This window comes from Lactobacillus sp. ESL0791, assembly GCF_029433255.1.
Lineage (GTDB): Bacteria > Bacillota > Bacilli > Lactobacillales > Lactobacillaceae > Lactobacillus.
The window spans coordinates 1,729,617-1,752,482 of the sequence record NZ_JAQTHU010000001.1 but is presented as its reverse complement, the minus strand read 5'-3'; the positions used below and the strand labels follow the sequence as shown (position 1 = coordinate 1,752,482).

Below are 22,866 nucleotides of genomic sequence, written 5' to 3'. Positions count from 1 at the left end.
GTTTCTTTTGTTCATGACATTAAAGTTTCGTACAATTAAGGCCGCTTTATTTCCATGCAAAGATTATTATTGCTGCTAACATTTGGAATACTTTTTACCGCAAATAATTAAAAAAGTGTCCTAAACCCTTGATATTTAAGACTATTCCAAGTACAATAGTCTTTGTGCGTTCAGGGGGTTACTATGCCCTAATCGCATAATTGTTGTTAAGCGTTGATGCAAAAGGTTGCGGCACACCAGGCTGCATTGCCACGGAGGTGTGTCGGTAATTTTTGTTCAGCTAGTCATCTTTTAAAGAGGACGTTAAGGAGGTAATTCAATGGCAAGTCAATCAATTCGTATTCGACTCAAGTCATACGAACATGGTATTCTCGATGAATCAGCTGCTAAGATTGTAGCTACTGCTAAGAGAACCGGTGCAGAAATTTCTGGACCAGTTCCATTGCCAACAGAAAGGGTTTTGTTCACTGTTCTTCGTTCACCACACAAGAACAAGGATTCACGTGAGCAGTTTGAAATGCGGACCCACAAGCGGTTAATCGACATTTTAAGTCCTACACCTAAGACTGTTGACTCATTAATGAAGCTTGATCTTCCAAGTGGTGTTGACATCGAAATCAAATTATAATTTTTTAGAGAAAGAGGTGTAATCATGACCAAAGGAATCTTAGGAAGAAAAGTTGGGATGACTCAAGTTTTCACTAAAGATGGTATCCTTGTTCCCGTAACTGTTGTGGAAGCAGATCCTAATGTTGTTATGCAAGTTAAGACTGTTGAATCAGACGGCTACGAAGCAGTTCAATTGGGATACCAAGATAAGCGTGAAGTATTGAGCAACAAACCAGAAAAAGGTCATGCTGCAAAAGCAAAGACTTCGCCTAAGCGCTTCATACGTGAAATCCGCGGAGTTGAGCTTAAGGACTACGAAGTCGGCTCAGAAGTTACTGTGGATACATTTAAGGAAGGCGACGTCGTTGACGTTACCGGAACTACAAGAGGTCATGGATACCAGGGTAACATTAAGCGTTGGGGCCAATCACGTGGACCAGAAACTCACGGTTCAAGATACCACAGAATTCCTGGTTCAATGGGTTCAATCATTAACCGTGTGCCAAAGGGCAAGCGTCTGCCAGGACACATGGGCGTGAAGAAAGTTACCATTGAAAACTTAGTAATTGAAAAAGTTGTTGCAGACAAGAATGTTTTAATGATCAAGGGCAACGTTCCAGGTGCCAAGAATTCATTAATTATTGTTAGATCTGCTGCTAAAGCTACTAAATAGGAAGGAGGACTAGAATGGCTAATTTAAAGGTTATCGATCAAGCTGGCAAAGAATCCGGCAGCGTTACTTTGAATGACAAGGTGTTTGGGATTGAGCCCAATGAAAATCTTGTTTTTGAAGCAATTATCAGGCAAAGAGCTGGAAGACGCCAAGGTACTTCTAAAGTGAAGAACAGATCTGCTGTTCGCGGCGGTGGTAAGAAACCATGGAAGCAAAAGGGTACGGGTCGTGCTCGTCAAGGTTCCATCAGGTCACCACAATGGCGCGGCGGCGGTATTGTTTTTGGACCAACACCACGTTCTTATGCATATTCAATGCCAAGAAAGCAACGTCGTTTGGCTATCAAGTCGGTTCTTTCTCAAAAGGTAATTGATCAAGATTTAATTGTTTTAGACAAGCTGACGATGTCAGCACCTAAGACAAAAGAATTGGTATCGATCCTGAACAGCTTAAAGGTTGAAGGCAAAGTTTTAATCGTTTCCGATGATGAAAATGTAAAACTCTCAGCAGGAAACTTAGCCAAGGTTAAGGTTGTACCTGTTAACAGCTTAAACGTTGAAGATGCAGTTAACTACCAAAAACTAATCTTAACTCAAGATGCTGTCAAGAAAATTGAGGAGGTTTGGGCTTAATGGATGCACGCGATATTATTTTAAGACCTGTCATTACTGAAAAGTCCACGAACTTGATGGACGATAAGAAGTACACGTTCAATGTGCTCTTAACCGCTACTAAAACTCAAGTTCGCAGTGCTGTCGAGGAAATTTTTGATGTTAAAGTCAAAAAAGTCAATATCATGAATGTTCGTGGTAAGGACAAGCGTGTTGGTCGTTACACTGGTAAGACAGCACGTACGCGTAAAGCAATCGTTACTTTAACTGAGGATTCAAACGACATTAAAGTCTTCAAGGATGAAGATAAACAAGAAGATAAGAAGTAATAGGAGGTCAGTCAATTGGCTATTAAAATTTATAAGCCAACCACAAATGGTCGCCGTAATATGACTTCTTCTGACTTTGCTGAAATTACTAAGAGCAAGCCAGAACGTACTTTACTTGAATCACAATCGCATACAGCTGGTCGTAATTCATATGGTCACATTACTAGCAGACACCGTGGTGGTGGTCACAAACAGAAATACCGTATCATTGATTTCAAGCGTAACAAGGACAATGCCAAGGCAGTTGTAAAGGCAATCGAATATGATCCTAACAGAACTGCAGACATTGCTTTGCTTCACTACACCGACGGAGTTAAAACTTATATTTTGGCCCCTAAGGGTTTGAATGTTGGTGACATCGTTGAATCTGGTGAAACTGCTGATATTAAGCCGGGTAATGCTTTACTTTTGAAGAATATCCCAACAGGTACGTCAATTCATAACATTGAATTAAAACCTGGCAAAGGCGGACAGCTTGTAAGAAGTGCTGGTGCCAGTGCACAAGTTTTAGGCAATGATGGCAGTTACACTTTGGTTAGATTACAGAGTGGTGAAGTTCGTAAGATTTTATCAACTTGCCGTGCAACTGTCGGTATAGTTGGCAATGAACAGCATTCATTAATCCAATTAGGTAAAGCAGGTCGTTCACGTTGGCTTGGCAGACGTCCACAATCACGTGGTTCCGTAATGAACCCGAATGATCACCCACATGGTGGTGGTGAAGGTAAGGCACCTGTAGGCCGTCCACAGCCAATGACACCATGGGGCAAGAAGTCACGCGGTGTTAAGACCAGAAATGCTAAGAAGTCAAGTGAAAAATTAATTATTCGTCACCGTAAGGGTAGCAAATAATAGAAGGAGGGGTTAATTAATGAGCCGTAGTATTAAAAAAGGTCCTTTTGCTGACGCATCTTTATTAAAAAAGGTTGATGCACAAGCAGATTCAGACAAAAAACAGGTTATTAAGACTTGGTCACGTCGTTCAACTATTTTTCCTTCCTTCGTTGGTTTGACGATAGCTGTTTACGATGGTAGAAAACATGTTCCGGTTTACATTACCGAGGATATGGTTGGTCATAAGCTAGGTGAATTTGTTCCAACAAGAACTTTTCATGGTCACAGAACTAGCGCTGATAAGGCCACGGCAGCCAAAGCTTAAGGAAAGGAGAAACACTTAAATGGCAGAACAAATTAGTTCAGCAAGAGCTGAAGCAAGAACTGTTCGGATTGCTCCAAGAAAAGCTCGTCTAGTCATCGATTTAATTCGTGGCAAAAGCGTTGCTGAAGCATTGGCAATCTTAGAATTTACGCCTAGAGCTGCTTCCCCAATCGTTGAAAAAGTTTTACGTTCAGCTATCGCTAACGCAGAACACAACTACGATCTTGAAAGTGCTAATTTATACGTATCAGAAGCATACGTAAATGAAGGTGCAACTTTAAAGAGATTTCGCCCACGGGCAAAAGGTATGGCTTCTCCGATTAACAAGAGAACTAGTCACGTAGTTGTAGTAGTTTCAGAAAAGAACGATTAAGGGAGGTATATTAATGGGTCAAAAAATTAACCCAAATGGTTTCCGTCTAGGTGTCATTCGTGACTGGGAATCAAAATGGTATGCTGACAGAGGATATAAAGAAACTTTAAATGAAGATATTCGGATTAGAAAGTTCATTTCGAAGAAATTAAAAGATGCCTCTGTTTCTACTATAGAAATAGAACGTGCCGCTAACAAGATCAATGTTTCAATTCATACTTCAAAACCGGGTATGGTCATTGGTAAAGGCGGTGTCGAAGTTGAAGCTTTGAGGAAGCAACTGAATGCTTTAACCAAGAAACAAGTGCACGTCAACATTGTTGAAATTAAAAAGCCGGATCTTGATGCTAAGTTAGTTGCTGACAGTATTGCTAGTCAATTGGAAGCCCGGATTGCTTTCAGACGTGCGATCCGTCAAGCAACGCAAAGAACAATGCGTGCCGGCGCTAAGGGAATCAGGGTACAAACTTCTGGCCGTTTGAACGGAGCTGATATGGCACGTAGAGAGTGGCATACTGAAGGCCGGGTTCCATTACAGACCTTAAGAGCTGATATTGCATATGCATGGGTTAATGCTTACACGACATACGGTGAAATCGGTGTCCAAGTTTGGATTAATCGTGGTGAAGTATTGCCTTCTAAGAACAAAAAAGATGCAAAAGCAGTGAAGGGAGGAAATGAATAATGCCTTTAATACCAAAGCGAGTAAAGCACCGTCGTGAATTCCGTGGGAAGATGCGTGGTGCCGCTAAGGGCGGTAAAACGATTGCCTTTGGTGAATACGGCTTACAAGCTCTCGAATCGCACTGGATCACTACTCAACAAATTGAGGCAGCCCGTGTTGCCATGACTCGGTACATGAAGCGTGGTGGTAAAGTTTGGATTAGAATTTTCCCGCAAAAATCATACACTGCTAAAGGTGTTGGTGTCCGGATGGGTTCTGGTAAAGGTGCACCTGCAGGCTGGGTAGCTGTAGTCAAAAGAGAAAAAATCATGTTTGAAATTGGCGGTGTTAATGAAGCGACAGCGCGTGAAGCTTTGCGTCTTGCTTCAACCAAATTGCCAATCAAATGTAAGTTTGTTACTAAAAGTTCGGAAGTAGGTGGCAATTCTAATGAAGGCTAAGGATATCAGAGAGTTAACTACTGATCAGATGTTAGACAAGGAAAAGCAATATAAAGAAGAACTTTTTAACTTGCGTTTCCAACAAGCAACGGGTCAATTAGAAAATACCGCTCGTCTCGGCAAAGTCCGCAAAAATATCGCAAGAATTAAAACAATTCTTAGCGAAAAAGCGTTAGAAGAAAATTAGTGGAAGGGAGTTATTAACTTGAGCGAATCAATCGAAAGAAATCATCGTCACGTATATCAAGGGCGCGTAATTTCTGATAAGATGGACAAAACAATTACGGTTGTAGTTGATACTTATAAGAATCACCCTGTTTACAAGAAGCGCATTAGATATTCCAAGAAATATTATGCACAAGACGAAAATAATGAAGCTAAAGTTGGCGATACTGTTCGTATCATGGAAACTCGTCCATTATCTCGTACAAAACGCTTCCGTTTAGTTGAAATTGTTAAAAAATCTGTTTAGTTTGCGGATTTAGTGAGGGGAGGATTACACAGTGATTCAAAACGAAACCCGTTTGAAAGTTGCTGATAACTCTGGTGCCAGAGAACTTTTAGTTATTAGAGTCTTAGGTGGATCTAAACGTAAGACCGGTAATATTGGTGATATTGTGGTGGCAACTGTTAAACAAGCAACACCAGGTGGCGTTGTCAAAAAAGGTGACGTCGTTAAAGCTGTTATCGTTAGAACAAAATCAGGCGCACGGCGCGAAGATGGTTCGTACATAAAGTTTGACGAAAATGCTGGAGTAGTTATTAACGCAGATAAGAGTCCACGCGGTACTCGTATCTTTGGACCAGTTGCACGTGAGTTACGTGAGCACGATTTTATGAAGATCGTCTCTCTTGCTCCCGAAGTCATATAATTGTAAGTGAGGTGCACTGATGTTTGTTAAGACTGGTGACAAGGTAAAAATTATTGCCGGAAAAGATAAAGGCAAAGAAGGTACTGTTCTGTCTGTTAACGTTAAAAAGAACCGGGTAGTGGTTAAGGGCGTTAACGTGATCAAGAAACATGAAAAGCCTTCACAAAGTAATGCAAATGGTGGCGTGGTTGAATCTGAAGGCTCAATTCACGCATCAAATGTAAAAGTCATTACTAAAGCCGAAAATAACAAAAAAGAAGATAAGAAAGAGAAGAAATAGAGGGGAGGATACAAATGGCAAGTTATTTAGTTAAAGAATACAAAGAAAAGGTTGCTCCTGCTTTGATGACCAAGTTTAACTATGATTCAAGCATGCAAGTTCCTAAAATTGAAAAGATCGTTTTGAATATGGGCGTTGGCGATGCTGTTTCAAATGCGAAGAACTTAGATGAAGCAGTTGAGGAATTAACCTTGATTTCTGGACAAAAGCCTTTGATTACTAAAGCGAAGAAATCAATTGCCAACTTCCGTCTACGTGAAGGAATGTCAATTGGTGCCAAGGTAACACTTAGAGGCGACAGAATGTATGATTTCTTGTACAAGTTAATCAATGTTTCGCTTCCGCGTGTTCGTGATTTCCGAGGTGTTTCAAGTCGTTCATTTGATGGCCGCGGCAACTATACTTTGGGTATTAAAGAGCAATTGATTTTCCCAGAAATTGACTTCGATAAAGTTAACCGTACTAGAGGATTAGATGTTGTTATCGTTACTACTGCTAATACCGATGAAGAAGCACATGAACTTCTGAGTCAGTTTGGTATGCCGTTTGCAAAATAATGGAGGACATTAATGGCTAAGACATCACAAAAAATTAGAAATCATCGTCCTGCTAAGTTCTCTTCACGTGAATATACACGCTGTGAGAGATGTGGACGCCCACACTCTGTGTACCGTAAATTCGGTTTATGCCGTATCTGCTTGAAAGATTTGGCACACAAGGGTCAAATTCCTGGTCTTAAAAAGGCTAGTTGGTAGTGAACGGTTAGGAGGATAGCATAAATGGTCATGACAGATCCGATTGCAGATTACTTGACTAGAATTAGAAATGCCAACACGGCAAAACATGATTCTGTTGAGGTACCTGCATCAAATATTAAAAAATCTATTTCAGAAATTTTGAAACGCGAAGGCTTTATCCGTGATTATGAAGTTACTGATGACAATAAGCAGGGCATTATCAAAATTTTCTTGAAGTACGGTCCAAACGGCGAGCGTGTCATTTCAGGATTAAAGAGAATTTCTAAGCCTGGTCTTAGAAACTACGTTAATTCTGAAAACTTACCTAAAGTTCTTAACGGCTTGGGTATTGCCATCGTTTCTACTTCTGCCGGTGTAATTACTGACAAGGAAGCTAGACAAAAAGGCGTTGGCGGCGAAGTTGTCGCTTATGTTTGGTAATTCTGACAGAAAGGAGAACAATCAATGAGCCGTATCGGTTTAAAGACAATTGTGGTTCCTGACAGTGTCACAGTTACCAAAAAAGGTGACGACATTACTGTCAAGGGTCCAAAGGGTGAGTTAACTAGATATTTCGACCCGATCATTACTTTTTCACAAAAAGACAATGAAATTAACTTTTCACGTTCAAATGAAAATGATAAACCACTTCATGGTACTGAAAGAGCAAATTTAGCATCAATGATCGAAGGAGTAGTTAACGGATATAAGAAAACTTTGAAGTTAGTCGGTGTTGGTTACCGTGCACAAGCACAGGGCGACAAGATAACTTTGAATGTTGGGTACTCACATCCTGTTATTTTAACTGCACCAAAAGGTGTTACAGTTAAAACAACTTCTGCTACAGATATTGAAGTAGAAGGTATTTCAAAACAAAATGTTGGTCAATTTGCAGCTGAAATCCGCGACATACGTCCACCAGAGCCATATAAGGGCAAGGGTATTCGTTACACAAACGAATACGTACGTCGTAAGGAAGGTAAGACTGGTAAATAGTTTATAAATTTTTGAGGTGAAATTGTGATTTCAAAACCAGATAAAAACAAATTACGCTTAAAGCGTCACAAACGTATTCGTAGTCGTATTTCTGGTACTGCTGAGCGCCCACGCTTAAGTATTTTTCGTTCTAACAAAAACATCTACGCGCAATTAGTTGATGACGTAGCGGGTGTAACGCTAGCAAGTGCCTCAACTTTGGATAAGTCCATTTCTGAGGATGATACCAAAGTAGATCAAGCTAAGGCTGTTGGTAAAGCAATCGCTGAAGCAGCAAAAGCTAAGAATATTTCAACTGTTGTATTTGATAGAAGTGGTTATTTATACCACGGCCGTATTTCAGCTTTGGCAGATGCCGCTCGCGAAAACGGATTAGATTTCTAGGGAAGGGAGAATATACATGGCAAACCGCAACGATTCTCGCAATAATCGTAAGAATAAAGACGATATCGAAGATCAGTTAGTAGCAATCAACCGCGTTACTAAAGTTGTAAAAGGTGGACAGCGGATGAGATTTGCTGCCCTAGTAGTTGTTGGCGACAAAAAGGGTCGTGTAGGCTTTGGTACTGGTAAAGCTCAAGAAGTTCCAGAAGCAATCCGTAAGGCCGTTGAAAATGGCAAGAAGCATATGATCAACGTTCCTAAGGTCGGCACAACCATTCCGCACGAAGTAATTGGTCACTATGGTTCAGGTAGTATTTTATTTAAACCGGCTCCTGCAGGTTCTGGTGTTGCCGCCGGTGGTGCCGTTCGTATCGTTATGGATATGGCCGGAATTACTGACGTGACTTCAAAATCACTTGGTTCAAACACACCAATTAATGTTGTTCGTGCCACAATGGACGGCCTGAAGCGGCTTAGAACCAGTGAGGAAGTTGAAAAACTGCGTCACGCAACGAGTTTAGATTAGGGAGAATTATAGATGACTGATTTAAAAGTTACTTTAATTAGAAGTGTTGCGCACCGTCTGCCTAACCAGAAAAAAGTTGTAAAGGCTCTTGGTTTAGGCCGAGTAAGTAGTACTGCTGTTTTACCAGACAATGCAGCTACTCGTGGTGCATTAATGAAAATTGCTCACTTGATCTCTGTTGAAGAGATTAATAAATAATTAGTCAAGGAGGTGCCGAATTAATGAAGCTTCATGAATTACATGCTGCTGAAGGTTCACGTTCGATTAGGAAACGCGTTGGTCGGGGAACTTCAAGTGGTTATGGAAAAACTTCTGGCCGTGGACAAAAGGGACAATTGTCTCGTCAAGGCGGTCACACCCGTTTGGGATTTGAAGGTGGGCAAATGCCGCTTTTCAGAACTATGCCTAAGCGTGGGTTTAAGAACATTAACCGTAAGGAATATTCAATTATCAATTTAGATGACCTTAACAAGTTTAAAGACGGCAGTGAAGTAACTGTTGCTAATCTGAAAGAAAACGGTCTGGTAAAGAAAGATTTATCAGGTGTTAAATTACTTGCTAGTGGTGAACTAAAAGTCAAAGTAAACGTAAAGGTTAATAAAGTTTCCGCAGCTGCAAAGAAAGCAGTTGAAGCCGCTGGCGGAACTGTTGAGGTGATCTAATGTTTTCGACCTTGAAGAACGCCTTTAAGGATAAGGAAATTAGAAATAAAATTTATTTTACGCTCTTTATTCTATTGTTGTATCGCATCGGTGCGAATATCACCGTACCAGGTGTTAATGCAAAAGCGATCACACAGGTTGCACAAACTGGGTTAGTGCCAATGCTGGATACAGTATCCGGTGGTGGGCTAGATAATTATTCAATTTTTTCTTTAGGAGTTTCTCCATACATTACTGCGCAAATTGTTATACAGTTGTTGCAGATGGACATTGTTCCCGTCTTAGTTGAATGGGGCAAGCAGGGAGAAGTTGGCCGGCGCAAAACTAATCAGGTTACAAGGTATTTGGCATTAGTTGTTGCCTTTTTCCAAAGTATTGGGATTACGCTGGGCTTTAATGCGCTAACCCAAATGGGTCTGGTCAAGTCGCAAACCCCGCAGTCTTATATTCAAATCGCAATCATTATGACCGCGGGTACGATGATGCTAACTTGGTTAGGCGATGAAATTACCGATAAGGGGCTTGGCAATGGTGTTTCAGTGATAATTTTTGCTGGGATCATTGCTAGACTGCCTGCGGGTATGTGGCAAATCTATAAAGATGAGATTATTAATAATAATGCTAGTGATCGTTGGCAAGGAATTTTGTTCTTCATCGCGATTATTGTTGCAGTTTTGATTGTAACAAAATTAGTTACCTGGGTGGAACAAGCAGACCGTCGTATTCCAATTCAATACACGAGGAGGGCGACGGTCAGCGGTTCTGAAAGTTTTTTGCCGTTAAAGGTTAATGTTTCAGGAGTTATTCCGGTAATTTTTGCGAGTTCGTTTATTATTACACCAGCAACAATTTTGCTGCTTTTTCAGAAGTCCCAAGGCGATCAGCAATGGTACCAAGTAATGACTAATATCTTTAGTTTGCAGACCACGCCTGGAGTTATCATCTATACCCTGCTAATTATTTTATTTACATTCTTCTATGCTTTTGTTCAGGTTAATCCGGAGAAGCTAGCCAAGAACTTGCAAAAGCAGGGTGCGTACATTCCAAGCATTTGGCCGGGACAAGATACTCAAGATTATATTTCTAAGCTATTGATGCGTTTATCGACTGTTGGGTCAGTTTTCTTGGGTTTAGTTGCCTTGTTACCACAGCTCGCTACTAACTTTTGGGGACTACCAAGCTCAATTGGTTTGGGTGGAACGAGTCTTCTGATTGTTATCGGGGTTGTTCTTGAATTGTCACGGCAAATCAACGGTTTGTTGATGAAACGTGAGTACGTTGGATTCATTAGATAGGAACGGATAAATGATTAACTTAATTCTTTTAGGTTTGCCAGGTGCTGGCAAAGGCACGGCATCAGAACAAATTGTTGATAAATATCACCTAACTCATATCTCAACTGGGGATATGTTTAGAGAAGCAATGGCTAACAAGACCAAGGTTGGTCTTGAAGCTAAAAGTTACATTGACAAGGGTAATTTGGTGCCGGATGAAGTAACTGCCAAACTTGTTGAGGAGCGTTTAAGTCAACCTGATATTAAAGAGGGGTTTATTTTAGACGGCTTTCCGCGGACAACTGTGCAGGCTGAATTATTAGAGGGAATTACGCAGAGGCTTAATAAGCCTTTGACAAGTGTCATTTCCCTTGAGGTAAAAGAGCAGACTTTAATCGACCGTTTGTCAGCCCGTTTCATGTGTAAAAAGTGTGGTGCCACATATAATAAGATTTCCAAGATGCCGAAAGTTGCAAATACTTGTGATCGCTGCGGCAGCCATGAATTTTATCAACGTGAAGATGACAAGCCGGAAGTAGTTAAGAATCGGCTTGAAGTAAATGAAAAAATGAATTCCCCATTGAAGGACTTTTATGAAAAGAAGGGTTTGTTGACTGTGATTAATGGTGAACAAACTCCAAAAAAGGTCTTTGAAGATATAAGCGCGGTTCTTGATAAACAACAGTAATTGGTATAATTATTGTTCCGTGTTATAATTTCAAAGTATGACTGTTTAATTGCGGAGGAACAACTTTGGCAAAAGATGATGTCATTGAAGTAAAAGGCAAAGTGGTTGATACTTTGCCTAATGCTATGTTTAAAGTTGAATTGGAAAATGGCGCAGTTATTTTAGCACATGTTTCTGGTAAAATTCGGATGCATTATATTCGAATTCTGCCAGGCGACCGTGTTACTGTGGAACTTTCGCCATACGATTTGACTAAAGGTAGAATTACGTATCGGTTTATCAAATAAATAACGGAGGTAAACATGAAGGTTAGACCATCTGTTAAACCAATGTGTGAACATTGTAAGATTATAAAAAGACATGGCCGTGTGATGGTTATTTGCTCTGCAAATCCTAAGCACAAGCAGCGTCAAGGTTAAATAAATTTAGGAGGTGCAATTTTATGGCACGTATTGCTGGTGTTGACTTACCAAGAGATAAAAGAATAGTTGTCGCTCTGACATACATTTATGGTATTGGTGAACCAACAGCTAAAAAGATTTGTGCAGATTCCGGTGTTTCTGAGGACATTCGTTCAAAAGATTTGACGCCAGAAGACCAGGAAAAGTTACGTACAGAGGTTGATAAGTACCGTGTTGAAGGTGACTTGCGTCGTCAAGTCAGCATGAATATCAAGCGTTTAGTTGATATTGGCTCTTATCGTGGTATGCGTCACCGCCGCGGCTTACCGGTTCGCGGTCAAAACACTAAAAATAATGCCCGTACTCGTAAGGGCAGTAAAAAGAATAAATAATAAGGAGGTTTATTGATGCCTAAAACAGCACGTAAGCGTCGTGTGAAGAAGCATGTCGAAAAGGGCGTTGCTCACATTCACTCTACGTTTAATAATACTTTAGTCATGATTACTGACGTTCAAGGTAATGCAGTTGCCTGGTCTTCAGCTGGTGCACTGGGCTTTAAGGGTAGCCGTAAATCAACGCCATTTGCTGCTCAAATGGCTGCTGAAGCCGCAGCTAAGAGTGCAATGGATCAAGGAATGAAACATATTGAAGTTTCAGTTAAAGGTCCTGGTTCAGGTCGTGAATCAGCTATTCGCGCATTGCAGGCAGCAGGTCTTGAGATCACTGCAATTCGTGATGTTACACCGGTCCCACATAATGGTTCCAGACCACCAAAACGTCGCCGTGTTTAATTTAGTTCTTAAAGGACGTTACGTTTTGAAGGGGGCCTAGTAATGATTGAATTTGAAAAACCAAATATTACTATAATTGATCAAGAAGATACTTATGGTAAATTTGTTATTGAACCACTTGAACGGGGGTTTGGTACTACTTTAGGCAACTCGTTGCGTAGAGTTTTGCTGACATCGATTACCGGTACTGGGCTTGTTTATGTTCAAATTGATGGTGTCTTACATGAATTCTCAACGGTTCCTGGCGTCAGAGAAGATGTAGCCAAGATGATTCTGAATCTGAAAAAACTTGAATTAAAGTGTCATTCAGATGAACAAAAGGTTATTGAATTAGACGTTGAAGGTCCGGCTACTGTAACTGCCGACGATCTTAAAGTTGATGCGGATGTAGAGATTTTAAATCCAGATCAGTATATTTGTACAATTGCTGATGGTGGACATTTACATATGCAGATTGCAATTAAAAATGGTCGTGGCTACGTTGCGGCTAGTGACAACAAGAGTGATGAAATGCCGATTGGTGTGATTCCAGTTGATTCGCTTTTTTCACCGATTGAAAAAGTCAATTATCAGGTTGAATCAGCTCGTGTTGGTAAAAGGGATGATTTTGATAAGCTTACCCTGACAATTTGGACCAATGGTTCTATTAAGCCTAATGATGCCCTTAGTTTCGCTGCCAAAATTTTAGTGGAACATTTTAAAGTGTTTGAAACTGCTGATGCAACTACCGAGTTTGAAGATGTAATGGTTGAAAAGGAAGACGATCAGAAGGAAAAGAAGCTTGAGATGACCATCGAAGAGCTTGATCTTTCAGTTCGTTCGTATAACTGTTTGAAACGTGCAGGCATTAATACGCTGCAGGAGTTAACTGATAAGACCGAAGCAGATATGATGCGTGTGCGCAACTTGGGACGTAAGTCATTAGAAGAAGTCAAAAACAAATTAGTTGATTTAGGACTTTCACTTCGTCAAGAAGATTAATTTAACTAGGTATAAAGGAGGTAAATTGATGGCATACCGTAAATTAGGTCGCGATAGTGCACATAGAAAAGCAATGCTGAGAGAAATGACTACTCAATTATTTATCAATGAACGCATTGTGACTACTGAAACACGTGCAAAAGAAATCCGTAAAACTGCCGAAAAGATGATAACTTTAGGTAAGCGGGGAGATTTAGCTGCCAGAAGACAAGCTGCAGCTTATGTGCGTGATGAAATTGCAGATATTCACGAAGAAAAAGATGCAGTTGTTGTTAAATCAGCATTGCAAAAATTATTCAGTGATATTGCACCTCGTTACAAAGATCGCAATGGTGGTTACACCAGAATTATGAAGTTGGCATTGGCTCGTAAGGGCGATGGCGCTCCGATGGTTATTTTGGAATTAGTTTAATTTAGAATAATCACAACTTAATAGCTATTAAGAATTATCCGTGAAAGTGAGAATAAGCGTAGAGATGATGACGAAAGTTTAGTCTAGCTTAGATAATGAAAATTATCCCTCTTCATGGGTGATTTTTTTTGCAAAAAAATTGCTAAACAGGGCATTTTCCTGCTTAGCAAACTAAAAGTTTAAATTTAATGAAAATGATTGTACAGCAAGTCGTACACATGGTGTGAAAAGCCAGGTGCGAATAACAGTGTTAAGAAAGCTATCAGAGCAAGAATGCCAATTATCATAAATAGCCATTTCCAAGATTTTTTGTGTATCTTTTTGGTTGCCAAAAAAACACAGGTAAGTCCAATGATTAACGATAAGATCATTAAATCAAATCCCATAATAATCCTCCTAGATTAATATTTTCATGTTAGTTTAGCGATTACAAGTTATAAAGTGCTTAAGATCACATTGTGAATCGATTAAGAATAATATAATTTAAACTATTTAATATTTTTTGTACAAGAATATGGTTGGAAAGCCAGTTAACCCCACAATTTTGTGGTGTTTTTTGGTACAATAGATAAGATTATAGGGCGGTGAAAAAATGGCAGATGACAACATTATTAGTGTAAAAGATATTACCTTTACATACCCCGAGGCTCAAGAAGCGGCAATTGATGATGTGAGTTTTAATATTAAACGCGGTTCGTGGACCGCAATCATTGGTCATAACGGCAGCGGCAAGTCGACGCTGACGCGGCTTCTTAATGGTTTACTAGTGGTAGATAATCCGGCAGAATCTTCAATTGAGGTTGATGGCATCAAGTTAAGTGAACAAACCGTTTGGGAAGTTCGTAATCGGATTGGAATTGTTTTTCAAAATCCCGATAACCAGTTTGTTGGCGCAACCGTAGCTGATGATGTTGCCTTTGGCTTAGAAAACCGCGGCGTGCCCAGAGAAAAAATGCTGAAAATTGTTCCGGAAATGATTAATGAAGTTGGAATGACCAAGTATCTTAACGCGGAGCCTGAAAGTTTGTCGGGCGGTCAGAAACAGCGAGTGGCGATTGCCGGCATATTAGCCATTAATCCCCAAATAATTATTTTAGACGAGGCAACAGCGATGCTTGATCCTGAGGGCCGCACAAGAATCTTAGAAATTGTTAAACGCATGAATCAGGAGGCCGGCTTAACCGTAATTTCGATTACTCATGATATTGATGAGGCCAGCTTGGCTGACCAAATTATGGTCATGAACGATGGTAAAATTGTTGATCAGGGCAGTGTGCGTGCGGTTTTTAATAAAGGAGAATTGTTAAGGGAGCTTGGCTTAGACGTTCCGTTTGCAGCACAGGTAAAGGAAGAATTGGTGAAAGCTGGCACCGCGATTCCCGCATCCGTTGGTTCAGAAAAAGAGTTGGTAAATTATTTATGTCAATTAAATTCAGCAAAGTAAATTATGTCTATTCTCCTGGTTCACCGATGGAAGAAAAGGGTCTTGACAATATCAGTTTTGAACTTAAGGATAAGCAGTTCATTGCGATCATTGGTCACACGGGCAGCGGCAAATCCACGCTGATGCAGCACTTTAATGCCTTATTGAAACCAACATCCGGCAGGATTGAAATTGCAGGGACAACAATTGAACCAACGACAGCCAATAAAAATCTTCATGATTTGCGCAAGCATGTTAGCCTCGTTTTTCAATTTCCGGAAGCCCAGTTATTTGAAAATAGCGTGCTTGCGGATATTGCCTTTGGTCCCAAAAACTTTGGTTACACAGATGAGCAGGCAAAAGAAGTTGCTTGGAAATGGTTGAAAAAAGTTGGATTGCCCAATGAGATCGCTGAGCGTTCGCCCTTTGAACTATCTGGCGGGCAGATGCGTCGTGTAGCGATTGCCGGGGTGCTGGCCTATGAGCCGGATATTCTTTGCCTTGATGAGCCGGCTGCCGGTCTTGATCCGTTGGCAAGAAAGCAGATGATGCAACTGTTTGCGAATTATCAGCAAGAAGGGCATACCGTTATTTTGGTAACTCACAATATGGACGATGTTGCCAATTATGCCGATGATGTTCTGGTGCTTGAGCAGGGCAGGTTGATTAAACACGCCGCACCCAAGGAAGTGTTTAAGGACCGCTCATGGCTGCAGAAACATCATTTGGATGAGCCGCGGGCGTCATTGTTTGCCGCACAGTTAAAAAATTTTGTTTTTACTAAGCCACCGTTAACACGGGCAGAACTAGTCAAAGGTATTGAAGAAAATTTAAAGGGATGAGTTTGTGAGTAAAATTCTGATTGGTCGTTATTTACCTGGTAATTCACTTGTTTATAAAATGGACCCACGGGGCAAGCTGCTGGCGACGATTTTTTTCATTTTTATTATCTTCTTGGCAAATAATTGGCTTACATACGGAATCATTACGGCCTTTACCATTGCTGCAGTTGCTGCAACTAAGCTGAAGCCGAAAGTTTTTTGGGATGGGGTTAAGCCGCTGATTTGGCTGATTTTGTTTACTTCGCTCCTGCAGTTGTTCTTTACCACGGGCGGAACTGTTTACTGGCAGTGGACAATTTTTTCATTGACAAGCTACGGGATAACTAATGCAATTTACATTTTTATTCGTTTTACATTAATTATTCTGATTTCAACGGTGATGACAGTTACTACGATGCCGCTGCAGATTGCGGACGCGATGGAGTGGATTATGACGCCGCTAAAGTGGGTCAAGGTTCCGGTAGATAAGATTGCCCTGGTTATGTCGATTGCATTGCGCTTTGTTCCCACCTTATTTGATGAGACTTTCAAAATAATGAACGCCCAGCGTTCACGGGGCGCCGATTTTAATAATGGAGGCTTGATAAAAAGAGCCAAGGCGATTACACCGTTACTTGTTCCCTTATTTATTAATTCTTTGGAAACAGCGGTTGATCTGTCAACAGCAATGGAGTCGCGCGGCTATCGTGGCGACGTTGGTAGAAGCCGCTTCCGCATATTGCGGTGGTCAAAATATGATTTGTATAATTTGGTCTTTTTTGTTGTACTGATTTTATTATTAGTTCTGTTTAGGACACGGTAAATGAATACGAGATATAAGATGACAGTAGCCTATGACGGGCACTTTTTTCATGGCTTTCAAGCCCAGCCGAAGCAGCGCACGGTTCAGGGAGTAATCGAGACAGCCCTCAAGAAGATGACCAAGGGGATATATGTGAAGGTTGAAGGGTCGGGCAGAACCGATGCTGGAGTTCATTCCCTAGGTCAGGTAATTCATTTTGATTACCCGGGAAATATTATTCCGGCTGAAAGGATGTTGTATGCACTTAACTCAATGATGCCGCTGGATGTTGAGTTTACGGATTCAGAAATCGTGGCAAATGACTTTCATGTTCGTTACAGCACTACGGGAAAATGGTATCGTTACCGGGTTAGCCTGGATAAATTTGTTAATCCTTTCAAACGCTTTTATACGGGACATTATCCTTACCAAGTTGACTTGAGAAAAATGCAGCTTGCGGCAAAGGATTTGCTCGGCGAACATGATTTTACAAGTTTCGCGGCAAGTGGTGGCCAAATTAAAAATAAGGTACGCACAATGTATTACGTTAATGTCCAGAGGGATGAAAAAGAAAATGAGCTGATTTTTGATTTCATTTGTTCGGGCTTTCTTTATAATATGGTGCGAATTCTTGTGGCTGCGCTGCTCGAGATTGGTAATGGCAAGCGGCCAGTTGACGACTTTCCACGAATAATTAAAAGCAAGAATCGCCAGGAAGTAAGGGAAACAGCGCAAGCAAGTGGTTTGTATCTCTACCATGTTTTTTATGAAAAAATACCCGAGAAATACAGGCTGGACCAACATTTATAATTGACTTTTGGCCAAAAAAGACGTAATCTAGAACAGTATGTTTGTCCATGATAGGCCCCGGCAACTTATTGTTTTCAAACGACGAATAAACGGAGGAATTTACATTGCGTACTACACAATTAGCAAAACCTAATGAAATTGAACGTAAATGGTATGTTATTGATGCAACTGATGTCTCTTTGGGACGTTTATCAACAGCAGTAGCTACTATTTTGAGAGGGAAGAATAAGCCTCAATATACACCAAATGTTGACACGGGTGACAACGTTATTGTTATTAACGCTGCTAAGCTGAAGTTAACTGGGAAAAAGGCTTCCGACAAGATTTATTACCACCACTCTGGTTGGCGTGGCGGCATCAAGGCTACTCCTGCTGGTGACCTGCTTGCTAATAATCCTGTTAAATTAGTTGAAATGTCGGTTAAGGGCATGCTGCCCAAGAATACGCTTGGTCACCAAGAATTCTTAAAGATGCATGTTTATGCTGATGCTGAACACAAGCATGAAGCACAAAAACCTGAGCAGTTAGACATTAACAAATTAATTTAGGAGGTTAAATAAATGGCACAACAAGTTGCATATGCAGGTACAGGTCGCCGCAAGAATTCAGTTGCGCGTGTACGTTTAGTACCAGGTAACGGTAAAATTACTGTTAACGATAAAGATGTTGATCAATATATTCCATTTCCTAACTTGGTTAAGGATTTAAAACAACCGTTAACGTTGACAGAAACTGAAGGTCAATATGACGTTAAGGTAAATGTTAACGGCGGTGGCTTTTCCGGTCAAGCTGGTGCAATCCGTCTTGGAATTGCTCGTTCACTTTTGGAAGTTGACCCAGATTTCCGTGGTCCACTGAAGAAGGCAGGTTTCTTAACTCGTGATCCAAGAATGGTTGAAAGAAAGAAGCCAGGTCTGAAGAAGGCCCGCAAGGCTTCACAATTCTCAAAGCGTTAATTTTCATTTACGTTTAGTAAAAAAGATATCCGAAAGGATATCTTTTTTTGTAGATTAATTTTCCTACCTAAATTAGTAAAAAAGCTAAGTTTGCTAAATAATTCACTTGAAATAACAAGAAAATAGGGTAATATTATTAATGTATATGTTTGCGCTTCCAAAAATATGAAACGCACGTGATTTTATTATATTAGGAGGAAAAATAATGTCAGGATTTGTTGTAGATAAAAATGCAATTGAGAATTTTTCTAAGAATTCAGATATGAAAGATGAAGAAGGAATTTTGTTTGCTTATGAGAGTGATCAAGCCGTTTTAGATGAAATTATTCCTAAGCCTCTAAAAGTAATTTCCCCGATTGTTGGTGGCTATGTTGCAAATATTGGAAAACCAACGTTTAGTAACCCTTATTTAGAAGAAATGCTTTCCGTGATGGTTAGTTATAAAGATAAAGTCGGCGCCTACCCATTGCAGTTGCTGCTTTATGGTGCTGGTGCGGAAGCAGCAACAATTGCTGGCCGCGAAAGCATGGGAATGCCGAAAAAACTTGCCGATTCGATTGAATTAACGAGAACTGGCAATGAGGCATTTGCCAAAGTAAACCGTAACGGCAAGACTTTGATTGATTTAAAATGGCAAGCAGGGCAGCCGAATGACAGTTTATTTATTTCAGCTCTTGGTGGATTGGTTTCTACAAAACAAGCTTCAGATGCAACATCATTTTTCTTTAAATATGTCTGGAATCAACGTGAAGACACTAGTGCGTATTTAGATAATCTCGAGTTGGTTGCCGTTAATTTGCATTCAGTTGCTGATAAGGCTCAGCCAGGAAAACTGACAATTAAGTTGGCTTCAACCGAAAATGATCCTTTAGGCGAACTCAAGGTTGTCAAACCACTGGGCGCAACTTGGTATCATTATCAAACCAGTGCTATTGGCAAATATGAGCGTTTGGGTCGGTTTGACTCGGATGAAATCGCACCTTATCTTATCACTAGTAGGTTTGACCATGCCTTTTATGATTCTCAAGCTACCAGTTTTTAATTTTTAACTGCAGACTAGTTCCCGATATTTTATCGGTGCTAGTTTTTTTATTTTTCTGGCCTAAAGATAAAATTACAATTGGAGTAGAATAAACTTTAGAGAAAAATTTAAACGGATTTTGTGAAAGGACTGTTCTGGTTGAAGCAAATAGTTGTAGGGGTTTTAGCAAATGTAGATGCGGGTAAAACCACGCTGTCTGAGGCATTGCTTTATCAAAGTGGTGTTTTACGAAAATTGGGTCGCGTTGACAACGGGGATGCATTTTTGGATACAGAAGCCTTGGAAAAGAAGCGTGGCATTACCATTTTTGCCCATCAAGCAGAATTAACTTATCAGGATTTGCAAATAACCTTGCTTGATACTCCGGGGCACGTGGACTTTGCTAGCCAAACCGAGCAGGTGCTGCAGGTGCTTGATTACGCTATTTTGGTGATTTCGGGAACCGCCGGAATTCAGGCTTACACGAAAATCTTGTGGGACTTGCTTGAAAAATACCATGTACCAACTTTTGTCTTTGTGAATAAGATGGATGCGGTAAATTTGGGGCAGAATGAACTGCTGAAGCAGGAGCAAAAAACCCTCGCTGCTGAATTAATTCCTTTTACAGAAAAGAATGGGCAGCTTTCTCCTGCGACCCTTGAGGAAATCGCACTCCAGGAGGAGACGGTTTTATCCGATTACCTTGAAAATGGAAAGTTAGCCGATGCAGTTATTCAGAAAATGATTCAGCAACGAAAAATTTTTCCGGTATATTTTGGCTCCGGCCTTAAATTAGCCGGCATAAACGAATTTCTTGCGGGTTTGGCAAGATGGACGGTAGGCTACAAAGCAAAAACGAGTGAATTTGGCGGTCGAGTTTTTAAAATTTCGCATAACCCCAAGGGTGAACGCTTAACGTGGCTGAGGGTAATGAGCGGCACGCTGAAGCCCAAACAAACGCTACTGAAGCAGGAAAAAATTAATGAAATCTACGTTTATCAGGGTGAAAAGCGCCAGGCGATACAGGAAGTTGCCGCGGGTCAGATCTGTACAATCCCGGGAATGAAAGAAACGTATCCTGGTCAGGGATTAGGGATGCAGCCAGATGGACAGAAGCCGGTAATTGAGCCTGTGTTAAATTATGTTGTTGATACAAAGGATTATGATCCGCTGAAATGTCTTGCCGCCCTGCAGGAAATTCAAGATGAAGATCGTGAATTGCATGTTTCCTGGTCGGAGCATGAGCAGGAAATTCAGGTTCGCATCATGGGTGAAGTGCAGCTGGAAGTTTTACAGCAGCTCTTGCTTGAGCGCTTCAATTTAGACCTGGCTTTTGGTAAGGGTAAAATTTTGTATAAAGAAACCGTCACTGCCGCGGTTGAAGGCGTGGGCCACTTTGAGCCGTTACGGCATTATGCGGAAACGCACCTTATTTTGCAACCTTTGCCTGCAGGCAGCGGACTGGTATTTGCAGATGAATGCCCTGATGAAGTATTAGCACCGAATTGGCAAAAGCAGGTGATGAGTGACCTTAAAAATAAAGAGCACCTAGGCGTTTTAATCGGTGCCCCGCTTACTGATATGAAAATCACCTTAATCAGCGGTCATTATAACTATAAACACACTCAAGGCGGCGATTTTCGCAAAGCAACTTGGCGGGCGGTGCGGCAAGGACTGATGCTGTTGCGGGCGAAAGACCAATGTCAGCTGCTTGAACCCTGGTACAGGTTTAAGCTAACCGTGGATCAAGATCAGGTGGGGCATGCATTCAATGATATTAATGATATTGAGCAGATGCACGGTAAGATCGATACACCTGAAATGACTGCTAATGGCCAGGTGCAGACACTCACGGGCACGGCACCAGTTGCTCAAATGCAGAATTATGCGCAAAAGGTTCGCGACTATACACATGGCAAAGGACAGCTTGAATGCGTGTTTGATTATTACTATCCTTGTCAAAATGCTGCAGAAATTATTGCGGCAGCAAATTATGTGCCAACGCATGATTTGGCTAACACTCCCGATTCGGTCTTTTGTCCCAATGAGATTGCTACCCGCATTCCGTGGGATGAGGTTGCCAAATGGGCGCACGTTCCATATCAAAAAAAGTATAAAAATGGCGGTTACCCGGCATATGAAAGTGGGCTTTGATTTTTAATGGTTAACCTCAGCTCCTAAATTTTAAATTAATATTAGTTATTACCCTTGCCTTAATTATTTTTGTGATAAAATATTTCTAATTTTAAAAGTGAAGTGCAACTTGAAAATGGCTAAAAAAGTGATTAAAGATAATTTCCGTAATTTAAATGATGATAAACGCTATGCAGCGTTGGCAAAGACTCATAAAATTTATAGTTTTATTTTATCGTTAGCTGCGATTTTTGTTTGCTTTTTAATTTGGGCTGTTATGTGCAACTTTGAATTATTCGCCAAAACGATTGTAGTAACTTTTATTATTTTAGTGATTTACATGGGCGTCAGCGATTTTTTGGATTTACGTGAACATCTGCACCATAAGAATGAAAAATAATATAAAAAAAGAGCTCAATTAGTCTGAACCACCAACTTAATTAATGCACATAAAGTAATGAGAACAGCTATATTGAGCATCTTTTCTGTGACTTTGAAAACAAGGCGGAGAAATTAAGTTTAAGACTTGCGTGAAGAGCCCTTCTGGGCCTTATTGATCAGATAAAATTTATTAATTTCGTAAGCCAAGCCGCCCACAATGTAAATTACCCAAAGGGTTGCCCATAGTGGGGGATAAATTAGTGAACCAACTATGTAAATGGCGGTCTCTGCTATTCCATAAATTTTTCTGAGCTCACGCAATTGCTCGTCTAAATAAAATGAAGCTTGTTCGTTATTCACACTTTTTGTGTCCTCTTGTTCGTTATCCTTACCAGCAAGGAGAGTATCGAGGGAAACGTTGAATAGCTTGCCTAATTGGACAACTTTGTCTAAATCCGGCTGGGCGTCGCCATTTTCCCATTTAGAAACGGATTGTCGTGAGACGTCCATTTTTTCAGCTAATTCTTCCTGTGACCAATTTTTCTTCAGGCGCAAGTTTCTGATGCGCTCGTTTAATGTATCCATACCTATCTACCTCTTATAATTAATACAGGTATTATAGCGTAACTAGCGGTT

The 22,866-nt window shown here is 40.6% G+C and carries 40 protein-coding genes; 38 read left to right on the top strand and 2 right to left on the bottom strand.

The genetic code is table 11. The annotated features are described in order from the left end of the window. Positions 1-319: 319 nt before the first annotated feature. From rpsJ to rplQ, 29 genes are all read left to right on the top strand, one after another. Positions 320-628, top strand: coding sequence for a 30S ribosomal protein S10 (gene rpsJ / locus PT285_RS08575; protein WP_060459198.1), 309 nt, complete (start codon positions 320-322; stop codon positions 626-628). 24 nt (positions 629-652) lie between these two features. Then, a complete protein-coding gene (gene rplC / locus PT285_RS08570) occupies positions 653-1,282 on the top strand; it encodes a 50S ribosomal protein L3 (protein ID WP_277149676.1) in 630 nt (209 codons plus the stop codon). 14 nt (positions 1,283-1,296) lie between these two features. Beyond that, positions 1,297-1,914 (top strand): 50S ribosomal protein L4, encoded by a 618-nt coding sequence (rplD, locus tag PT285_RS08565; RefSeq protein WP_277149674.1) that lies wholly within the window; start codon positions 1,297-1,299, stop codon positions 1,912-1,914. Beyond that, positions 1,914-2,222, top strand: a complete 309-nt coding sequence (gene rplW / locus PT285_RS08560; protein ID WP_277149672.1) for a 50S ribosomal protein L23 — start codon at positions 1,914-1,916, stop codon at positions 2,220-2,222. The genes rplD and rplW overlap by 1 nt, the downstream gene beginning before the upstream one ends. Positions 2,223-2,237: 15 nt before the next feature. Further along, a complete protein-coding gene (gene rplB, locus PT285_RS08555) occupies positions 2,238-3,074 on the top strand; it encodes a 50S ribosomal protein L2 (RefSeq protein WP_277149670.1) in 837 nt (278 codons plus the stop codon). 19 nt (positions 3,075-3,093) lie between these two features. Then, positions 3,094-3,381: a 30S ribosomal protein S19 gene (gene rpsS / locus PT285_RS08550; RefSeq protein WP_277149668.1), complete on the top strand. Its 288-nt coding sequence runs from the start codon at positions 3,094-3,096 to the stop codon at positions 3,379-3,381. Between the two features lie 19 nt (positions 3,382-3,400). Next, the gene (gene rplV / locus PT285_RS08545) at positions 3,401-3,754 is read left to right on the top strand and encodes a 50S ribosomal protein L22 (protein ID WP_277149666.1); all 354 of its coding nucleotides are present in this window, start codon (positions 3,401-3,403) and stop codon (positions 3,752-3,754) included. Positions 3,755-3,767: 13 nt separating this feature from the next. Then, entirely contained in the window at positions 3,768-4,439 is a 672-nt protein-coding gene (gene rpsC, locus PT285_RS08540; protein ID WP_277149664.1) for a 30S ribosomal protein S3, read from the top strand. After that, a complete protein-coding gene (gene rplP, locus PT285_RS08535; RefSeq protein WP_277149662.1) occupies positions 4,439-4,879 on the top strand; it encodes a 50S ribosomal protein L16 in 441 nt (146 codons plus the stop codon). The genes rpsC and rplP overlap by 1 nt, the downstream gene beginning before the upstream one ends. Further along, positions 4,869-5,066, top strand: a complete 198-nt coding sequence (rpmC, locus tag PT285_RS08530; RefSeq protein ID WP_277149660.1) for a 50S ribosomal protein L29 — start codon at positions 4,869-4,871, stop codon at positions 5,064-5,066. Before rplP ends, rpmC begins: the two co-directional genes overlap by 11 nt. Before the next feature lie 18 nt (positions 5,067-5,084). After that, positions 5,085-5,351, top strand: coding sequence for a 30S ribosomal protein S17 (gene rpsQ, locus PT285_RS08525; RefSeq protein ID WP_277149658.1), 267 nt, complete (start codon positions 5,085-5,087; stop codon positions 5,349-5,351). A 31-nt stretch (positions 5,352-5,382) separates the two neighbouring features. Then, complete coding sequence (gene rplN / locus PT285_RS08520) at positions 5,383-5,751, top strand: 50S ribosomal protein L14 (RefSeq protein ID WP_277149656.1); 369 nt, start codon at positions 5,383-5,385, stop codon at positions 5,749-5,751. A 19-nt stretch (positions 5,752-5,770) separates the two neighbouring features. Beyond that, complete coding sequence (gene rplX, locus PT285_RS08515; RefSeq protein WP_277149654.1) at positions 5,771-6,031, top strand: 50S ribosomal protein L24; 261 nt, start codon at positions 5,771-5,773, stop codon at positions 6,029-6,031. Between the two features lie 14 nt (positions 6,032-6,045). Then, positions 6,046-6,588, top strand: a complete 543-nt coding sequence (gene rplE / locus PT285_RS08510; protein ID WP_277149652.1) for a 50S ribosomal protein L5 — start codon at positions 6,046-6,048, stop codon at positions 6,586-6,588. Between the two features lie 12 nt (positions 6,589-6,600). Then, a complete protein-coding gene (locus tag PT285_RS08505; protein ID WP_046307561.1) occupies positions 6,601-6,786 on the top strand; it encodes a type Z 30S ribosomal protein S14 in 186 nt (61 codons plus the stop codon). Between the two features lie 24 nt (positions 6,787-6,810). Continuing rightward, the gene (gene rpsH / locus PT285_RS08500; RefSeq protein ID WP_277149650.1) at positions 6,811-7,209 is read left to right on the top strand and encodes a 30S ribosomal protein S8; all 399 of its coding nucleotides are present in this window, start codon (positions 6,811-6,813) and stop codon (positions 7,207-7,209) included. Between the two features lie 24 nt (positions 7,210-7,233). Then, positions 7,234-7,764 (top strand): 50S ribosomal protein L6, encoded by a 531-nt coding sequence (gene rplF, locus PT285_RS08495; RefSeq protein ID WP_277149648.1) that lies wholly within the window; start codon positions 7,234-7,236, stop codon positions 7,762-7,764. Positions 7,765-7,788: 24 nt separating this feature from the next. Next, the gene (gene rplR, locus PT285_RS08490; RefSeq protein ID WP_277149646.1) at positions 7,789-8,148 is read left to right on the top strand and encodes a 50S ribosomal protein L18; all 360 of its coding nucleotides are present in this window, start codon (positions 7,789-7,791) and stop codon (positions 8,146-8,148) included. Between the two features lie 16 nt (positions 8,149-8,164). Then, on the top strand, positions 8,165-8,674 hold the full coding sequence (rpsE, locus tag PT285_RS08485) for a 30S ribosomal protein S5 (protein WP_277149644.1): 510 nt from the start codon (positions 8,165-8,167) through the stop codon (positions 8,672-8,674). A 12-nt stretch (positions 8,675-8,686) separates the two neighbouring features. Continuing rightward, on the top strand, positions 8,687-8,872 hold the full coding sequence (gene rpmD, locus PT285_RS08480; protein ID WP_277149642.1) for a 50S ribosomal protein L30: 186 nt from the start codon (positions 8,687-8,689) through the stop codon (positions 8,870-8,872). Positions 8,873-8,895: 23 nt separating this feature from the next. Continuing rightward, positions 8,896-9,336 carry a 50S ribosomal protein L15 gene (rplO, locus tag PT285_RS08475; RefSeq protein ID WP_277149640.1) on the top strand — a complete coding sequence of 147 codons (441 nt, stop codon included), beginning with the start codon at positions 8,896-8,898 and terminating at the stop codon, positions 9,334-9,336. Continuing rightward, a complete protein-coding gene (gene secY / locus PT285_RS08470; RefSeq protein ID WP_277149638.1) occupies positions 9,336-10,631 on the top strand; it encodes a preprotein translocase subunit SecY in 1,296 nt (431 codons plus the stop codon). The genes rplO and secY overlap by 1 nt, the downstream gene beginning before the upstream one ends. Before the next feature lie 10 nt (positions 10,632-10,641). Continuing rightward, a complete protein-coding gene (locus PT285_RS08465; RefSeq protein WP_277149636.1) occupies positions 10,642-11,298 on the top strand; it encodes an adenylate kinase in 657 nt (218 codons plus the stop codon). A gap of 65 nt (positions 11,299-11,363) precedes the next feature. Continuing rightward, positions 11,364-11,585 carry a translation initiation factor IF-1 gene (gene infA / locus PT285_RS08460; protein ID WP_034980408.1) on the top strand — a complete coding sequence of 74 codons (222 nt, stop codon included), beginning with the start codon at positions 11,364-11,366 and terminating at the stop codon, positions 11,583-11,585. A 15-nt stretch (positions 11,586-11,600) separates the two neighbouring features. Then, complete coding sequence (gene rpmJ, locus PT285_RS08455; protein ID WP_003647815.1) at positions 11,601-11,717, top strand: 50S ribosomal protein L36; 117 nt, start codon at positions 11,601-11,603, stop codon at positions 11,715-11,717. Between the two features lie 23 nt (positions 11,718-11,740). Continuing rightward, a complete protein-coding gene (gene rpsM, locus PT285_RS08450; RefSeq protein WP_277149634.1) occupies positions 11,741-12,091 on the top strand; it encodes a 30S ribosomal protein S13 in 351 nt (116 codons plus the stop codon). Between the two features lie 15 nt (positions 12,092-12,106). Next, on the top strand, positions 12,107-12,490 hold the full coding sequence (gene rpsK / locus PT285_RS08445; protein ID WP_277149632.1) for a 30S ribosomal protein S11: 384 nt from the start codon (positions 12,107-12,109) through the stop codon (positions 12,488-12,490). 42 nt (positions 12,491-12,532) lie between these two features. Then, entirely contained in the window at positions 12,533-13,471 is a 939-nt protein-coding gene (locus PT285_RS08440; RefSeq protein ID WP_277149630.1) for a DNA-directed RNA polymerase subunit alpha, read from the top strand. A gap of 28 nt (positions 13,472-13,499) precedes the next feature. After that, on the top strand, positions 13,500-13,883 hold the full coding sequence (rplQ, locus tag PT285_RS08435; RefSeq protein WP_277149629.1) for a 50S ribosomal protein L17: 384 nt from the start codon (positions 13,500-13,502) through the stop codon (positions 13,881-13,883). Positions 13,884-14,068: 185 nt separating this feature from the next. Here rplQ and PT285_RS08430 read toward each other — a convergent pair whose 3' ends face one another. Beyond that, positions 14,069-14,269: a hypothetical protein gene (locus PT285_RS08430; protein WP_277149626.1), complete on the bottom strand. Its 201-nt coding sequence runs from the start codon at positions 14,267-14,269 to the stop codon at positions 14,069-14,071. A gap of 206 nt (positions 14,270-14,475) precedes the next feature. On the opposite strand from PT285_RS08430, the gene PT285_RS08425 reads away from it, so the two are divergent. The 9 genes from PT285_RS08425 to PT285_RS08385 all read left to right on the top strand — a co-directional run bounded on the left by PT285_RS08425 (position 14,476) and on the right by PT285_RS08385 (position 22,249). Further along, complete coding sequence (locus PT285_RS08425) at positions 14,476-15,327, top strand: energy-coupling factor ABC transporter ATP-binding protein (protein WP_277149625.1); 852 nt, start codon at positions 14,476-14,478, stop codon at positions 15,325-15,327. Then, a complete protein-coding gene (locus tag PT285_RS08420) occupies positions 15,303-16,148 on the top strand; it encodes an energy-coupling factor transporter ATPase (RefSeq protein ID WP_277149622.1) in 846 nt (281 codons plus the stop codon). The genes PT285_RS08425 and PT285_RS08420 overlap by 25 nt, the downstream gene beginning before the upstream one ends. A gap of 4 nt (positions 16,149-16,152) precedes the next feature. Next, on the top strand, positions 16,153-16,950 hold the full coding sequence (locus tag PT285_RS08415) for an energy-coupling factor transporter transmembrane component T (RefSeq protein WP_277149620.1): 798 nt from the start codon (positions 16,153-16,155) through the stop codon (positions 16,948-16,950). Further along, complete coding sequence (gene truA, locus PT285_RS08410; RefSeq protein WP_277149618.1) at positions 16,951-17,739, top strand: tRNA pseudouridine(38-40) synthase TruA; 789 nt, start codon at positions 16,951-16,953, stop codon at positions 17,737-17,739. 104 nt (positions 17,740-17,843) lie between these two features. Next, a complete protein-coding gene (gene rplM / locus PT285_RS08405) occupies positions 17,844-18,287 on the top strand; it encodes a 50S ribosomal protein L13 (RefSeq protein ID WP_277149616.1) in 444 nt (147 codons plus the stop codon). A gap of 12 nt (positions 18,288-18,299) precedes the next feature. After that, positions 18,300-18,695, top strand: coding sequence for a 30S ribosomal protein S9 (rpsI, locus tag PT285_RS08400; protein ID WP_277149614.1), 396 nt, complete (start codon positions 18,300-18,302; stop codon positions 18,693-18,695). A gap of 205 nt (positions 18,696-18,900) precedes the next feature. Further along, positions 18,901-19,737: an acetoacetate decarboxylase family protein gene (locus PT285_RS08395; protein WP_277149612.1), complete on the top strand. Its 837-nt coding sequence runs from the start codon at positions 18,901-18,903 to the stop codon at positions 19,735-19,737. Between the two features lie 138 nt (positions 19,738-19,875). Further along, on the top strand, positions 19,876-21,870 hold the full coding sequence (locus tag PT285_RS08390) for a translation factor GTPase family protein (protein WP_277149610.1): 1,995 nt from the start codon (positions 19,876-19,878) through the stop codon (positions 21,868-21,870). Positions 21,871-21,985: 115 nt separating this feature from the next. Then, positions 21,986-22,249, top strand: coding sequence for a hypothetical protein (locus tag PT285_RS08385; protein ID WP_277149608.1), 264 nt, complete (start codon positions 21,986-21,988; stop codon positions 22,247-22,249). Positions 22,250-22,368: 119 nt separating this feature from the next. Here the strand turns inward: PT285_RS08385 and PT285_RS08380 are convergent, their stop codons facing one another. Beyond that, the gene (locus PT285_RS08380) at positions 22,369-22,815 is read right to left on the bottom strand and encodes a helix-turn-helix domain-containing protein (RefSeq protein WP_277149606.1); all 447 of its coding nucleotides are present in this window, start codon (positions 22,813-22,815) and stop codon (positions 22,369-22,371) included. Positions 22,816-22,866 lie beyond the last annotated feature (51 nt).

Bases quoted from the DNA above. Each gene is read 5' to 3' on its own strand.
- rpsJ (WP_060459198.1), top strand. From the start codon at position 320: ATGGCAAGTCAATCAATTCGTATTCGACTCAAGTCATACGAACATGGT.
- rplC (WP_277149676.1), top strand. From the start codon at position 653: ATGACCAAAGGAATCTTAGGAAGAAAAGTTGGGATGACTCAAGTTTTC.
- rplD (WP_277149674.1), top strand. From the start codon at position 1,297: ATGGCTAATTTAAAGGTTATCGATCAAGCTGGCAAAGAATCCGGCAGC.
- rplW (WP_277149672.1), top strand. From the start codon at position 1,914: ATGGATGCACGCGATATTATTTTAAGACCTGTCATTACTGAAAAGTCC.
- rpsS (WP_277149668.1), top strand. From the start codon at position 3,094: ATGAGCCGTAGTATTAAAAAAGGTCCTTTTGCTGACGCATCTTTATTA.
- rplV (WP_277149666.1), top strand. From the start codon at position 3,401: ATGGCAGAACAAATTAGTTCAGCAAGAGCTGAAGCAAGAACTGTTCGG.
- rpsC (WP_277149664.1), top strand. From the start codon at position 3,768: ATGGGTCAAAAAATTAACCCAAATGGTTTCCGTCTAGGTGTCATTCGT.
- rplP (WP_277149662.1), top strand. From the start codon at position 4,439: ATGCCTTTAATACCAAAGCGAGTAAAGCACCGTCGTGAATTCCGTGGG.
- rpmC (WP_277149660.1), top strand. From the start codon at position 4,869: ATGAAGGCTAAGGATATCAGAGAGTTAACTACTGATCAGATGTTAGAC.
- rplX (WP_277149654.1), top strand. From the start codon at position 5,771: ATGTTTGTTAAGACTGGTGACAAGGTAAAAATTATTGCCGGAAAAGAT.
- rplE (WP_277149652.1), top strand. From the start codon at position 6,046: ATGGCAAGTTATTTAGTTAAAGAATACAAAGAAAAGGTTGCTCCTGCT.
- PT285_RS08505 (WP_046307561.1), top strand. From the start codon at position 6,601: ATGGCTAAGACATCACAAAAAATTAGAAATCATCGTCCTGCTAAGTTC.
- rpsH (WP_277149650.1), top strand. From the start codon at position 6,811: ATGGTCATGACAGATCCGATTGCAGATTACTTGACTAGAATTAGAAAT.
- rplF (WP_277149648.1), top strand. From the start codon at position 7,234: ATGAGCCGTATCGGTTTAAAGACAATTGTGGTTCCTGACAGTGTCACA.
- rpsE (WP_277149644.1), top strand. From the start codon at position 8,165: ATGGCAAACCGCAACGATTCTCGCAATAATCGTAAGAATAAAGACGAT.
- rpmD (WP_277149642.1), top strand. From the start codon at position 8,687: ATGACTGATTTAAAAGTTACTTTAATTAGAAGTGTTGCGCACCGTCTG.
- rplO (WP_277149640.1), top strand. From the start codon at position 8,896: ATGAAGCTTCATGAATTACATGCTGCTGAAGGTTCACGTTCGATTAGG.
- secY (WP_277149638.1), top strand. From the start codon at position 9,336: ATGTTTTCGACCTTGAAGAACGCCTTTAAGGATAAGGAAATTAGAAAT.
- PT285_RS08465 (WP_277149636.1), top strand. From the start codon at position 10,642: ATGATTAACTTAATTCTTTTAGGTTTGCCAGGTGCTGGCAAAGGCACG.
- rpmJ (WP_003647815.1), top strand. From the start codon at position 11,601: ATGAAGGTTAGACCATCTGTTAAACCAATGTGTGAACATTGTAAGATT.
- rpsM (WP_277149634.1), top strand. From the start codon at position 11,741: ATGGCACGTATTGCTGGTGTTGACTTACCAAGAGATAAAAGAATAGTT.
- rpsK (WP_277149632.1), top strand. From the start codon at position 12,107: ATGCCTAAAACAGCACGTAAGCGTCGTGTGAAGAAGCATGTCGAAAAG.
- PT285_RS08440 (WP_277149630.1), top strand. From the start codon at position 12,533: ATGATTGAATTTGAAAAACCAAATATTACTATAATTGATCAAGAAGAT.
- rplQ (WP_277149629.1), top strand. From the start codon at position 13,500: ATGGCATACCGTAAATTAGGTCGCGATAGTGCACATAGAAAAGCAATG.
- PT285_RS08430 (WP_277149626.1), bottom strand. From the start codon at position 14,269: ATGGGATTTGATTTAATGATCTTATCGTTAATCATTGGACTTACCTGT.
- PT285_RS08425 (WP_277149625.1), top strand. From the start codon at position 14,476: ATGGCAGATGACAACATTATTAGTGTAAAAGATATTACCTTTACATAC.
- PT285_RS08420 (WP_277149622.1), top strand. From the start codon at position 15,303: ATGTCAATTAAATTCAGCAAAGTAAATTATGTCTATTCTCCTGGTTCA.
- truA (WP_277149618.1), top strand. From the start codon at position 16,951: ATGAATACGAGATATAAGATGACAGTAGCCTATGACGGGCACTTTTTT.
- rpsI (WP_277149614.1), top strand. From the start codon at position 18,300: ATGGCACAACAAGTTGCATATGCAGGTACAGGTCGCCGCAAGAATTCA.
- PT285_RS08395 (WP_277149612.1), top strand. From the start codon at position 18,901: ATGTCAGGATTTGTTGTAGATAAAAATGCAATTGAGAATTTTTCTAAG.
- PT285_RS08385 (WP_277149608.1), top strand. From the start codon at position 21,986: ATGGCTAAAAAAGTGATTAAAGATAATTTCCGTAATTTAAATGATGAT.
- PT285_RS08380 (WP_277149606.1), bottom strand. From the start codon at position 22,815: ATGGATACATTAAACGAGCGCATCAGAAACTTGCGCCTGAAGAAAAAT.